12 protein-coding genes are annotated in these 12,061 nt (G+C 30.1%); 11 read left to right on the top strand and 1 reads right to left on the bottom strand.

Going from position 1 to position 12,061, the window contains the following annotated elements; genetic code table 11:
* The first annotated feature begins 3 nt into the window (after positions 1–3).
* From CRV03_RS07515 to rpsI, 5 genes are all read left to right on the top strand, one after another.
* Complete coding sequence (locus CRV03_RS07515) at positions 4–408, top strand: phosphate-starvation-inducible PsiE family protein (RefSeq protein WP_129084536.1); 405 nt, start codon at positions 4–6, stop codon at positions 406–408.
* A complete protein-coding gene (locus CRV03_RS07510; RefSeq protein WP_129084535.1) occupies positions 401–1,075 on the top strand; it encodes a response regulator transcription factor in 675 nt (224 codons plus the stop codon). The genes CRV03_RS07515 and CRV03_RS07510 overlap by 8 nt, the downstream gene beginning before the upstream one ends.
* A complete protein-coding gene (locus tag CRV03_RS07505) occupies positions 1,069–2,448 on the top strand; it encodes an ATP-binding protein (protein WP_129084534.1) in 1,380 nt (459 codons plus the stop codon). The genes CRV03_RS07510 and CRV03_RS07505 overlap by 7 nt, the downstream gene beginning before the upstream one ends.
* Positions 2,449–2,523: 75 nt before the next feature.
* Entirely contained in the window at positions 2,524–2,943 is a 420-nt protein-coding gene (gene rplM / locus CRV03_RS07500; RefSeq protein ID WP_129006395.1) for a 50S ribosomal protein L13, read from the top strand.
* Positions 2,944–2,948: 5 nt separating this feature from the next.
* The gene (gene rpsI / locus CRV03_RS07495; RefSeq protein ID WP_129084533.1) at positions 2,949–3,338 is read left to right on the top strand and encodes a 30S ribosomal protein S9; all 390 of its coding nucleotides are present in this window, start codon (positions 2,949–2,951) and stop codon (positions 3,336–3,338) included.
* A gap of 88 nt (positions 3,339–3,426) precedes the next feature.
* On the opposite strand, the gene CRV03_RS07490 is transcribed toward rpsI, so the two are convergent.
* Positions 3,427–4,350 (bottom strand): AEC family transporter, encoded by a 924-nt coding sequence (locus CRV03_RS07490; protein ID WP_129084532.1) that lies wholly within the window; start codon positions 4,348–4,350, stop codon positions 3,427–3,429.
* A gap of 93 nt (positions 4,351–4,443) precedes the next feature.
* Between CRV03_RS07490 and CRV03_RS07485 the strand changes: the two genes are divergently transcribed.
* From CRV03_RS07485 to CRV03_RS07460, 6 genes are all read left to right on the top strand, one after another.
* Positions 4,444–5,955, top strand: coding sequence for a peptide-binding protein (locus CRV03_RS07485; RefSeq protein ID WP_129084531.1), 1,512 nt, complete (start codon positions 4,444–4,446; stop codon positions 5,953–5,955).
* A gap of 79 nt (positions 5,956–6,034) precedes the next feature.
* A complete protein-coding gene (locus CRV03_RS07480; RefSeq protein ID WP_129084530.1) occupies positions 6,035–6,679 on the top strand; it encodes an HAD family hydrolase in 645 nt (214 codons plus the stop codon).
* 112 nt (positions 6,680–6,791) lie between these two features.
* On the top strand, positions 6,792–10,388 hold the full coding sequence (nifJ, locus tag CRV03_RS07475; protein WP_129084529.1) for a pyruvate:ferredoxin (flavodoxin) oxidoreductase: 3,597 nt from the start codon (positions 6,792–6,794) through the stop codon (positions 10,386–10,388).
* A 96-nt stretch (positions 10,389–10,484) separates the two neighbouring features.
* A complete protein-coding gene (locus tag CRV03_RS07470; protein WP_129084528.1) occupies positions 10,485–10,859 on the top strand; it encodes a hypothetical protein in 375 nt (124 codons plus the stop codon).
* 260 nt (positions 10,860–11,119) lie between these two features.
* Complete coding sequence (luxS, locus tag CRV03_RS07465; protein WP_129084527.1) at positions 11,120–11,635, top strand: S-ribosylhomocysteine lyase; 516 nt, start codon at positions 11,120–11,122, stop codon at positions 11,633–11,635.
* Between the two features lie 13 nt (positions 11,636–11,648).
* On the top strand, positions 11,649–11,939 hold the full coding sequence (locus CRV03_RS07460; protein WP_258239038.1) for a hypothetical protein: 291 nt from the start codon (positions 11,649–11,651) through the stop codon (positions 11,937–11,939).
* Positions 11,940–12,061 lie beyond the last annotated feature (122 nt).

Raw genomic sequence — 12,061 nt, 5'->3', positions numbered from 1 at the left:
TATATGAGAGCTATTCACAAAATAAAATCTTACTTCAACTCAAACTATGAAGTATTAGCAGCTATAATTATCTTTACGATAGTTTTAGTTGCAAACCTAGAGTTTTATAAAACAATCATTCTAATGCTTGAGTTCATAGTTTTAATGGAAGTAGCAAAGATGATTTCTGACTTTATAAAAAAAGAAAAACTAAGACTTAGATTTGTTATTGATATATTTATTATTTTTCTAATCAGGGATGTAATAATCTATACTTCAAATACAAATAAAGATTACTTTACTATACTATTCTTACTTTTTGTTATCTTTATATTCTTTATTTTCAGAATATTAGCTATAAAATACTCTCCAGGTATTGTAAAACCACAAAAAGAATCTATCCAAGGGAAAAAAGAAGAAAATGAGTAATAAACTAATATTAATAGTTGAAGATGAAGAGGATATTTTAGAACTTTTAGAGTATACACTTCAAAAAGAAGGTTATGAAACAATTGGCTTTTTAAGTGTAAATGAAAAGCTAGAAAAAGTTTTAGATGAAGAGCATATTGATTTAATACTTATGGATAGAAACCTTCCAGGAATAGATGGAACTGAATTTATTAATAAAATAAAAGAAAGAGGTTATAACTCTCCTGTTATTTACTTAACTGCAAAAGATAAAGATGAAGATATTTTAGATGGCTTTGATTCGCATGCAGATGATTACATAACAAAACCTTTTAAGATACAAGAACTACTTGCTAGAGTAAAAGCTGTTATAAAAAGAAGTTCAAAAGATGTTGATATTTTAAAGATTAGAGATATTACATATAAAGCAGCAAATAAAAAGTTCTTTATTGAAGATGAATTAATAGAACTTACTCACTTAGAACATGATTTACTATTAGAGTTTATTAAAAATAGAGATATTCTTATGACCAGAGAACATTTACTTGAAACAGTATGGGAAGATTCTTATGATAAAAAACTAAAAACTGTAAATGTTGCAATTAAAAGATTGAAAGCTAAAATTGACCCAGACAATAAAAAAGAGTATATCAAATCTGTTAGAGGAGAAGGTTACTTATTTTGTTAAAACTCCACCAAGTATTCTTTAGAACTTTCTCAATTATCTTTTTACTTGTACTTATTATAATTAGTACTACAACATACTATTGGTCAAAGAATATTTATTTAGACCAAATAGAAAAGAATCTATCTCAAAATATAGATTCCCTTTCACTAAACCTAACTTCTTTTAAAAATCTTGATTACATCATCAAAACTTTTAAGGGAAAAACTGGACTTAGAATAACGATTATTGATGAGCAAGGAAATGTTATAGGAGATAGTGATAGAGATATTTCTACAATGGAAAATCATGCCACTAGATTTGAAATTATTCACGCTAAGTACGAGGGATATGGTAAAAAAATTAGATTTTCACATACTCTAAATCAAGAGCTACTTTATGTTGCTAAAAAGATTGTTATTGATGATGAGATTTATTACCTAAGACTTGCAGATTATACAACTAAGATTATTGAAAACTTTACAAAACTCTCTTATCAGATTATTGCGTTTATCTCTATGTTTATAATTGTTGCATTTATCACTACATATTTAATTAGTATTAAAATTAGAAATGAAACAAATGCTATCTTAGGCTACTTAATAGAACTTAGTAATAAAAAACCAACTTCAGGTATATACTCAGACTTTTCTGAAGAGTTTTATAAAATCACAAGATTACTAAATAAAGTTGCAGCTAAACTAGCTAAAAGAGAGAGACAAAAGTCTAAGCAAACAGCAAAACTAAAACTTGCAAATAAACAAAAAGATGAGATAATCTCAGCAATTTCCCATGAGTTTAAAAATCCTATTGCAGTAGTTACAGGATATAGTGAAACTATTCTTTCAGATAAAGATTTACCAGAACCTATGAAAGAGAAGTTTTTAAGAAAAATTCATTCAAATGGGATAAAAATGTCTCATATTATTGATAAGTTAAGACTAACTTTAAAACTTGAAGAAGGGAAACAGCAAATCCTTACAACAAAATGCTCTATTACAAAAATATGTGAAAGGGTTGTATCGGATGTAAAAGACAAATATCCAAATAGAGAAATTATTATTGAAGTAAAAGAAGACTATGAAATCAATATTGATGAAACTCTATTTTGTATGGCTTTAGAAAACCTTGTTGAAAATGCCTTAAAATACTCAGAAGATGAAGTAATAATAAGCTTTGATGATAAACAAATCTCAGTTAGAGATAAAGGAATTGGTATTAGTGAAGTCGATTTAAAAAATATTAGACAAAAGTTTTATAGGGTTTCACAAAATGGATGGAACAACTCTTTAGGACTTGGCTTATTTATCGTTTCTTCTATCATTTCTTTACACAACTTTTCACTTGAAATACAGAGCGAACTTTCAAAGGGTTCTGAATTTATAATAAAATATTAAAATACACTTAATTTAAGTATATTTTAAGTATATTTACACTATTATTCCACCTCATTAACAAAATCGGAGAAATAAATGAAATTTACTCAAATGGCAAAAGCTAACGAAATCGAAAGAGATTGGATAGTAGTTGATGCAACTGATAAAGTGTTTGGTAGAATTATTACTGAAGTTGCAACACTATTAAGAGGTAAACATAAACCTAGCTATACTCCAAATGTTGACTGTGGAGACAACGTGATTATCATCAATGCTTCAAAAGCAAAGTTCACTGGAGCTAAATTAGAAGATAAAAACTATTATACTCACTCAGGATACTTTGGAAGCACTAAGACACACAAGATGTCTGATATGTTAGAAAACAACCCTGAAAAACTATATAAATTAGCAACTAGAGGTATGCTTCCAAAAACAAAACTTGGAAAAACAATGCTAAAAAAATTAAAAGTATACGCAGGTTCAGAGCACCCTCACACTGCGCAAATTAAAGGATAAGACTAATGGCAAAAGTATACGCAACTGGAAGAAGAAAATCTGCTGTAGCTAAAGTATGGTTAGAAAACGGTACTGGTGAAATTACAATTAATGGTCAAACTTTAGACGCATGGTTAGGTGGACACGAAGCTATCAAAAAAAGAGTTATGCAACCACTAGAAGTATCTAAACAAGAAACTTCTGTAAATGTTGTTGTAAAAACTGTTGGTGGTGGATATTCTGCACAAGCTGACGCAGTAAGACATGGTCTTTCTAGAGCTTTAGTTGCTTATGATGAGCAATTCAGAGCTATCTTAAAGCCTTACGGATTATTAACAAGAGATGCAAGATCTGTTGAAAGAAAAAAATACGGAAGAAGAAAAGCAAGAAAATCTACACAGTTCTCAAAAAGATAGTCTGTACTTTACAAATTATTTTTTGCAATTGTGCAAAGCTTTTACAAGGAGGGACTTATGTCTCTCCTTTTTTTATGCCTAAAAAATACTAACTCATATATAAATAAATCACAAATGGTATATAAAATAAAGATATTACTGTAGAAACAAAAACTGTAAAAGACATCTTCTCTGGTTTTACATCTAATAAAGTTGCAACAGTAACTGTGTTACCTGCAAGAGGAACAATTGAGAATAAAAACATAACCAGATAAAGACCATCATTTAAATACATAAAATAGTTTCTATCTAAAAATATAAACAATAAGACAGATGCTGGCCAAACAACAAATTTAATAAACATAGCTAAAGAAACAAATTTTATATCAAATGTCTGACCTACTTTTATCTTTTCCATTCCCATACCTAGAAGCATCATTCCTAAGATGGCATAAGCTCCTTTTAGATAGTTAGAATAATCAAATAATAACTCGGGCATAGAAAAACCACTAAGATTTAATACTAGCCCTAAAATAAAAGCATATAAAACAGGAAGTTTTAGAACCTTTAAAATACTCTCTTTAACTGTAAAATTACCCTTTGCTGTTATATAGTACCCTACTGAGTTTTGATAAAGAATTGAAGCTAAAACAGTAAAGATAAAGATATCAACTAAGTTTGGCTCTAAAAATAAAATAGCTAAAGGAATACCTATGTTCCCTGTATTTCCAGTAGCGGTACTAAAAGCTAATAAATTTGCTGTATTATCACTCCAAACTTTTTTAAAAATAAACAATAATACAAAAGCCAAAATAGAACTAAAAATAAAAAAATACAAAGGAAGAAAAGCTACAGTCAAGTCAAGCTTTACATTTAATGTGGCATTAAAAACAATAAGTGGAGCTAAAATAAATAGTAAAATCTTTGCTATAGTTTCTTTATTAGCATTTAATAAAGCTGTACTTAAGAGCCCTAAAATAATACTTATATATAAAGGAAGGATTTTACTTAAAAGTGTGAGAAATACAGTCATATAATATCTTTATTTTTTGTAATGGTATCAAAAAAAGATGTAAGATTTATGTTTTGCTAGTATAAAAAGTATTAATAGGATATAATTTTTTTCATGAAAAAGCTTACTTCTATTTTATTAATTCAAATCTTTTTTTCTCTATATGTTTTTGCAAGTACACTTAACCTTTCAATGACTTCAAGTCCTAGTAGACTAAATCCTATTTTATCAAATGATACTGCCAGTTCTCAAGTATCTGGGTGGCTATTTAATGGACTATTTAAATATGACAAAGATGGAAATATAGTTAATGATATTGCTTCTTCATATAAGTTTGAAAATAATACAAAACTTCTAATATCTTTACGAAAAGATGTTCTTTGGCATGATGGGGCTAAAGTAACTGCCCATGATGTAGTTTTTACCTATGAAAAGATTATTGACCCAAAAGTTTTTAACTCTATTGTTTCAAACTTTAAAGAAATAAAAAGTGTAAAAGCCTTAGATGACTATACCCTTGAAGTAATCTATAAAAAACCTTATTTTAAAGCTTTAAACATCTGGATGATAGGTCTTTTGCCAAAACATATCTTAAAAGATGAAAAGAACTTAATGACAAGCTCTTTTAATAAAAATCCTATAGGAAATGGTCCATATAAACTTGATTCATTTAAAAATTCTTCAGATATCATTTTAAAAGCAAATGAAGACTATTTTGAAGGTAAACCTAAAATTGATAATATTCATTTCAAATTTCTTCCAAGTCCTGATACTGTTTTTTTAATGCTTAAAGAAAACAAACTTGATGTAGGAGGATTAACTCCCCTTCAAATAGATAGACAAATTAATGAAAAGTTTAAAAAAGATTTTAAAATAGTAGAGCAACAAAGTTTTGCATATACATACTTAGGCTTTAACCTTAAAAATAAAAAGTTCCAAGATAAAAGAGTAAGACAAGCACTCTCTCTAGCAATAGATAGACAAGAGATGGTTGATATTCTTTTCTTTGGCCATGGAAAAGTTTGTAATGGTCCTTTTTTACCAGGAAGTTTCGCTTTTAATGAAGAGGTTACTCAAATAAAACAAAACCAAGAAAAGGCAAAAGAACTTTTAAAACAAGCAGGATATGACAAAAACAATCCTTTTACTTTTGAGATAGTTACAAATACAGGAAATGATATAAGACTAAATGCAGCTCTTATCATGCAATATCAACTTGCAAAAATTGGAGTTGAAGCCAAAATCAAAGTAATGGAGTGGCAAGCTTTTTTAAATACAGTTGTTCACCCAAGAAAGTTTGAAACTGTACTTTTAGGTTGGAGTTTAGCTCTTATGCCTGATGCTTATCCTCTATGGCATAGTGATTCAGATAAACTTGGAAGATTTAACCTTGTGGGATATAGAAACCCTACAGTTGATAAACTTATTGAAAAAGGCTCTTTAACAATTGAACAAGAAAAACTAAGCTTGATATATAAAAAACTTTTTAAAATAATCAGTGATGACTTACCTTATTTGTTTTTATATATTCCAAATTCAATTACCGTTGTCAACTCTCAAATTAAAAATGTAGAGCCCGCATTTATCGGAGTTATGCACAATCAGAAAGACTGGATAAAACCCTAATAAATTAGTTTATTTATTAAATATGCTTGTAATGAATTTTATACTATATTACAAATAAAATTTTTAGGGCGGAATATTAGTGGAAAAAATTATACTTTTTGATTTAGATGGAACTTTAATAGACTCAACAGAGGCTATTGTATCTACTTTCCATCATTCATTTAAAGAACTAAATTACGATTTTCAAGGAACAGATGAAGATATCAAATCTTTAATCGGACACCCTTTAGATATTATGTATCAAGAACTAGGTATTGACAAAGAAGTTGTATGGGACTTTGTCGATTCTTATAAAGAAAGATACAGACAAATATCAAGACAACAAACAGAGCTTTTAGAGTTTGCAAAAGAGGCTGTTGAATTAGCAAATACTTTCGCAAGACTTTCTGTTGTTACTACAAAAACAGGACTTTATAGCCAAGAACTATTAGAGCACATGGATATGATGCAATACTTTGAACACATCACAGGTAGAGAGCATGTAGAACATCCAAAACCTCACCCAGAACCAATTCACAGAACACTTGATTTAATGGAAATCAAACAAACTTGTGATATCTGGATGGTAGGAGATACTGAGCTTGATTTAATCGCAGCACAAAGTGCAGGAGTTAACTGTGTTGGTGTAACTTGTGGTTATGGAAAAGAAGACTCACTAAAAGAACATACGCCATTTATCGTAAAAAACCCTCTTGAAGCTGTACAACTAATAAAAGATATGTAATCTTTTATTAGTTTATTACTTTTAAATTTACTTTACTTAATTACTATTCATACTTTTTTAAGTTTTATTTAATTATTATCTATATATAGACCTAGAATTATAAGGATAGATAATGAATAAACAGTTTGCTACAATGGATGGAAACGAAGCGGCTGCATATGTTTCATATGCCTTTACAGAAGTAGCAGGAGTATATCCTATTACACCCTCTTCTCAAATGGGAGACAATGTAGAAAAATGGGCTACACAAGGCAAGAAAAACCTTTTTGGCTCTACTGTAAAAGTTATTGAAATGCAAAGTGAAGCAGGAGCTGCAGGAACTTTTCATGGTTCTTTACAAGCTGGTGCATTAACTACAACATTTACAGCTTCACAAGGATTACTTTTAAAAATCCCTAATATGTATAAGGTAGCGGGACAATTATTACCTGGTGTTATACATGTTAGTGCAAGAGCCTTGGCAACACATGCATTATCTATCTTTGGTGACCATCAAGATGTTATGAGTACAAGAGCAACTGGTTTTGCTATGCTTGCAACTGGTTCAGTTCAAGAAGTTATGGACTTAGCCGGAGTTGCTCATCTTAGTGCTATAAAAGGACGAGTTCCCTTCTTACACTTCTTTGATGGTTTTAGAACTTCACATGAAATAAATAAAATCGAAGTAATACCCTATGAAGAGTTTGATAGACTAATTGACTATGAAGCAGTTCAAACTTTTAGAGACACTTCACTTAACCCAGAATCACCAATCACAAGAGGAACAGCTCAAAATGATGACATCTACTTCCAAGGAAGAGAAGCTTCAAATAGATATTATGATGCTCTACCTGATGTTGTAAATAAGTATATGAAAGAGATTTCTAAAATCACTGGAAGAGATTATGCTCCATTTACATATTATGGTGATGAAAATGCAACTGATGTAATCGTAGCAATGGGTTCTGTTACTGAAACTATTAAAGAAACCGTTGATTATTTAAACCAAAAAGAGAATAGAAAAGTTGGGCTTCTTACGGTTCATCTATATAGACCTTTCTCTGCAAAATATTTTATGAATGTTTTACCTTTAAGTGTTGAAAGAATCTGTGTAATTGATAGAACTAAAGAGCCAGGAAGTTTAGGTGAGCCTTTATATCTTGATGTTAAAGCCTTATTCTATGGACAAAAGAATCAACCTAAAATCATTGGTGGAAGATATGGACTTTCGTCAAAAGATGTACCACCAAATCAAATAATTGCACTATTTGACAATCTTGCAAATGAAACTTCAAAAGACAACTTTACAGTAGGTATTATTGATGATGTTACAAATACTTCAATTGATGTAAAAGAGAATATCTCAGTTGTAGAAGATATTAATGAATGTCTATTTTATGGACTTGGAGCAGACGGAACTGTTGGAGCAAATAAAAACTCTGTAAAGATTATAGGTGACAAAACTGAGCTTTATGCACAAGCATATTTTGCTTATGATTCTAAGAAAAGTGGTGGTTATACAAGGTCACATTTAAGATTTAGCAAAAACCCTATTCGTTCAACTTATCTTGTATCAAATCCAAGTTTTGTGGCCTGTTCAAAAGAGGTGTATTTAGAACAATATGAAGTTGTAGATAAACTAAAAGAGAATGGCACTTTTTTATTAAACTCTATTCACTCAAAAGATGAAATAGAGAGTAAAATTCCAAATAGAGTTAAAAAAATACTTGCAGATAAAAATATCAAGTTTTATATCATAAATGCTACAAAACTAGCCCATGATATTGGACTTGGAAATAGAACAAACACTATCATGCAAGCTGCCTTTTTCAAGTTAGCAAATATTATTCCCTATGAAGAAGCAAAAGAGTATATGAAAGAGTATGCAAAAAAAGCTTATGGAAACAAAGGTGAAGAGATAGTTAGAATGAACTATCTTGCAATTGACCAAGGGGAACATGGAGTTGAAGAAGTTGAAGTAAAACAACAGTGGACAGAGTATGAAGCTAAAGAGCTTGTGATAAATAGCGATTATAAAGGTTCTCAATATGTAGAAAACTTTGCAAAAATTGTTAATGCTGCAAAAGGTGATGAAATACCAGTTTCTACAATAGTAGAACTTGGAATGGAATGTGGTACCTTTGAAAATGGTTCAACTAAATATGAAAAAAGAGGAATCGCAACTATGGTTCCTCAGTGGAATGAAGATACCTGTATTCAGTGTAATCAATGTGCCTTTGAGTGTCCACATGCTGTTATTAGACCATTTTTATTAGATGAAAAAGAGTATGAAAATGCTCCAAATGGGGTAAAAGAACACTCACTTGATGCAAAAGGAAAAGAGTTTAAAGGTAAAGATTTAAAATATAAAATCCAAGTATCAATCTTAGATTGTACTGGTTGTAATATCTGTGTTGATATTTGTCCTACAAAAGAGAAGTCTTTAAAAATGGTTCCATATGGTGTTGAAGATGAAAACAATGAACAAGAAAATGCTGACTATTTATTCAATGACGTATCTTATAAAGACTATTTAGTAGAAAAAAACAATGTAAAAAATTCACAATTTGCACAACCACTTTTTGAGTACCACTCAGCTTGTCCAGGTTGTGGAGAAACTCCATATATCACTCTAGCCACACAACTGTTTGGTGATAGAATGATGATTGCAAATGCTACGGGATGTTCTTCTATTTACTCTGCTTCTGCACCTTCAACTCCATATACAAAAAATGCAAAGGGAGAAGGACCAGCATGGGCAAACTCTTTATTTGAAGATACTGCTGAGTTTGGTTATGGAATGCATGCAGCAAATGAGACTATTAGAAATAGAATTGCAAGAATTATGCTAAAGAGTATGGATGAAGTATCAAATCCTCTAAAAGTGCTTTATAAAGAGTGGCTAGAGCATAGAAGCAATGGAGTTAAAACTCAAGAGATAAGAGACAAACTTGTACCTCAGCTTGAAAACAATCAAGAGCAAAATGGAGTGAAAGAGTTACTATCTCTAAGAAAATATCTTGTAAGAAAATCACAATGGATGATTGGTGGAGATGGTTGGGCTTATGATATTGGATATGGTGGAGTTGACCATGTTTTATCAACGGGTGAAAATATAAATATCTTAGTTGTAGACACTGAGGTTTATTCAAATACTGGTGGACAATCTTCAAAAGCTGCAAGAGCTGGTTCTATTGCTGATTTTACAAATGATGGTAAACCAAATGCTAAAAAAGATTTAGGCTATATCTCTATGACATATGGAAATATCTATGTAGCTCAAATAAACTCAAGGGCAAATCAAAAGCAAGCAGTTCAAGCTATGAAAGAAGCAGAAGCTTATGACGGACCATCTTTAATTATCTGTTATTCTCCATGTATTGCCCACGGTATTCAAGGTGGACTTATGAAATCAGTTGAGCAAGGACAACTTGCAACTGATTGTGGATACTGGCCTATATATACTTTTGACCCAAGAAAGATAGATGAAGGACAAAATCCTATTAAAATATATGGTAAAAAACCAAACTGGGATAGATATGAAGAGTTCTTACTAAGAGAGAACAGATATAGATCTTTAAAGAAACTAAACCCAGAACATGCTGATGAACTATTAAATAAAAACCAAAAAGATGCTCAGTATAGATATAGACAACTTCAAAGATGGGCTTCTATGGATTATAGTGATGAACTAGAAGTAAGTGTTATAGAAGAGGCTAAGGTTGAATAACCTTAGTCTACTGTCTATACAAAAGATTAAAAACTATACAACTAAATTCACACGACTTTTTACTAACTTGATATACTAAAATAAAAAAGGTTAGCAATGAGCCTATTTAATATATCAATAAAAGAGACTCCAAAAAGAGATAAAGATGAATTCTTAGACTCTTTATACACAAAACTATTAGATAACAAAGACTACGAATCAATCAAAGGGAAAAATAGTTTTGAAATCAATAAATGTAGACTAAATACTTTTCTTAGCTTTAATACAAAAGTCTTGATTGACTCAAAAGAGATTCAAGTAGATGCAGAACTACATGATACACTTCTTTTAACTATTATTATAGTTCTAGCAATTTTATTAACCTATGGAATTGGAGTTGTTATAGTAGTTGCATTTGCATACTTACAAAAAAGAAAAGCAGAAGCTTATCTAAAAGATATTATTTCAAAAGTCAATATAAACAATAAATAAAATCTATTTTGGATATTTTTTAGACAGTTATTCTAAAACCCATAGTCTATATTCTGTTATACTAATATTATGTTTTTAAGAGATAGCAGCCTCTTAAAATTCAATATCATATCAAATAGCCTACCCGTCAAGTACTCCTACTTCTAACATCGTCCTTTCTAAAGCTATTTGATATGATAAATACTACTTTTTAATACTAATCACCCATTTAACTTTATTTAGCTAAAATCCAAAATAATTACAAAAGAAAGGTTTATAAAATGCCATTATTAGATAGTTTTAGAGTTGACCACACAATTATGCCAGCACCAGCGGTAAGAGTTGCAAAGACTATGAAGTCACCATCTGGGGATATTATCACAGTATTTGATTTAAGATTCTGTGTACCAAATGAAAAAATGTTAGGGGAAAAAGGTATTCACACTTTAGAGCACCTTTTTGCAGGATTTATTAGAGAACATTTAAACTCTGATACAGTAGAAATCATTGATGTATCTCCTATGGGTTGTAGAACTGGTTTTTATATGAGTTTATTAGGAGCTCCAAGTGAAGAGCAAGTTGCAACTGCATGGAAACAAGCTATGGAAGATGTATTAAATGTACAATCACAAAATGATATTCCAGAATTAAATGAGTTCCAATGTGGTACTTATAAAATGCACTCACTTGAAGAAGCAAAAGAGATTGCGCAAGATATTTTAAACCAAAACATTGGTGTAATGTCAAATAAAGAACTTTTCCTTTCAGAAGAGAAGTTAAACTCTTTAGGAAACTAATACTAAGCCCTTCATGGGCTTAGATTCAAATATGATAGTAAAAACTAACGATAACTCAAATACACTATATTCTACAAAATATAATCAGCATTTCCATGATATAAAAACAGGTGCTATTCAAGAATCACTAACAAAGCATGTTATTCCTAGCTTTGATTTTCACAAAGACAAAAAACATTTAAGAATACTTGATATATGTTTTGGCTTAGGATACAACACTTTTTCTACTATAAACTATGTATTAGAAAATGGTCTTGATAAAAAGCTAGAAATCTTTTCACCAGAACTTGATGGTGAACTATAATGCCACTAAATATTAAGACATAAACAACAAAGTTTAAATTCCTAAAAGATAAAATAAATTGAATAATTTAGGAGAAAGATATGGCAAGAGGAAGAGGTAAATCTTTCAGTGCAGATTTTAAG

Origin of the sequence: Arcobacter sp. F155 (assembly GCF_004116455.1) — a bacterium.
Lineage (GTDB): Bacteria > Campylobacterota > Campylobacteria > Campylobacterales > Arcobacteraceae > Halarcobacter.
The sequence above is the reverse complement of the archived record's forward strand: the minus strand, read 5'-3'. Positions and strand labels throughout refer to the sequence as shown.

Excerpts from the sequence above, each read along its gene's own strand:
- CRV03_RS07515 (WP_129084536.1), top strand. The coding sequence starts at position 4 with ATGAGAGCTATTCACAAAATAAAATCTTACTTCAACTCAAACTATGAA.
- CRV03_RS07510 (WP_129084535.1), top strand. The coding sequence starts at position 401 with ATGAGTAATAAACTAATATTAATAGTTGAAGATGAAGAGGATATTTTA.
- rplM (WP_129006395.1), top strand. The coding sequence starts at position 2,524 with ATGAAATTTACTCAAATGGCAAAAGCTAACGAAATCGAAAGAGATTGG.
- rpsI (WP_129084533.1), top strand. The coding sequence starts at position 2,949 with ATGGCAAAAGTATACGCAACTGGAAGAAGAAAATCTGCTGTAGCTAAA.
- CRV03_RS07490 (WP_129084532.1), bottom strand. The coding sequence starts at position 4,350 with ATGACTGTATTTCTCACACTTTTAAGTAAAATCCTTCCTTTATATATA.
- CRV03_RS07485 (WP_129084531.1), top strand. The coding sequence starts at position 4,444 with ATGAAAAAGCTTACTTCTATTTTATTAATTCAAATCTTTTTTTCTCTA.
- nifJ (WP_129084529.1), top strand. The coding sequence starts at position 6,792 with ATGAATAAACAGTTTGCTACAATGGATGGAAACGAAGCGGCTGCATAT.
- CRV03_RS07470 (WP_129084528.1), top strand. The coding sequence starts at position 10,485 with ATGAGCCTATTTAATATATCAATAAAAGAGACTCCAAAAAGAGATAAA.
- luxS (WP_129084527.1), top strand. The coding sequence starts at position 11,120 with ATGCCATTATTAGATAGTTTTAGAGTTGACCACACAATTATGCCAGCA.
- CRV03_RS07460 (WP_258239038.1), top strand. The coding sequence starts at position 11,649 with ATGGGCTTAGATTCAAATATGATAGTAAAAACTAACGATAACTCAAAT.